Origin of the sequence: Enterobacter sp. RIT637, assembly GCF_019718755.1 — a bacterium.
Taxonomy (GTDB): domain Bacteria; phylum Pseudomonadota; class Gammaproteobacteria; order Enterobacterales; family Enterobacteriaceae; genus Enterobacter.
Map to the genome: position 1 here is coordinate 1 of NZ_JAIHAZ010000109.1, position 600 is coordinate 600.

The 600-nt window shown below is 58.7% G+C and carries 1 protein-coding gene; it reads left to right on the forward strand.

Translation table 11 applies throughout. The annotated features are described in order from the left end of the window. Nucleotides 1–126: 126 nt before the first annotated feature. Nucleotides 127–600, forward strand: a 474-nt coding sequence (locus K5E19_RS23450) for a 6-phosphogluconolactonase (protein ID WP_221553332.1), incomplete at its 3' end; no start/stop codon positions are given.

Consider the following 600-nt stretch of genomic DNA (forward strand, 5'->3'; position numbering starts at 1 on the left):
GCCCTGCTGGCGCTGAGCATCAACCCCATCGTGCCCTCCGCTGCCATTGCCGAGCAGATCCTCGATGAGTATCTGGAAGTGAACCACGCCTATTTGCCGCAATACACGAAACGCTAAGGAACTGCGATGAACGTTGAAATTGTTGAAGATTACCGGGCGCTCAGCGCCACTGTGGCCCAGCGCGTGATCGACACCGTCACCCGCAAACCGGATGCCCTGATCTGCATTGCCGGGGGCGATACGCCGCTGGGCGTGTTTGATGTTCTGGTTCGTGCCAGCGAAGAGGGCAACGTCGATTTTTCCCGCGCGGCGTTTGTTGGCCTGGACGTGTGGCTGGGGCTGGGCAAAGCCGATAAGGGCAGCTGTCGCGAGATGGTCTGGGGGCATTTCTTCAGCCGTCTGACGTTACGGGATGAACAAATCTGCTTCTTTGACGGCCTAACGACCGACCCTGCTCAGGAGTGCCGCCGCGTGGATCGGTTCATTGCGGGCCACGGCAGCATTGATATTCTCGTGCTCGGCATCGGCATGAATGGTCATATCGGCTTTAATGAGCCCGGCGCAGCACAGGATACGGAGTGTCACGTTGTCGATCTGGAT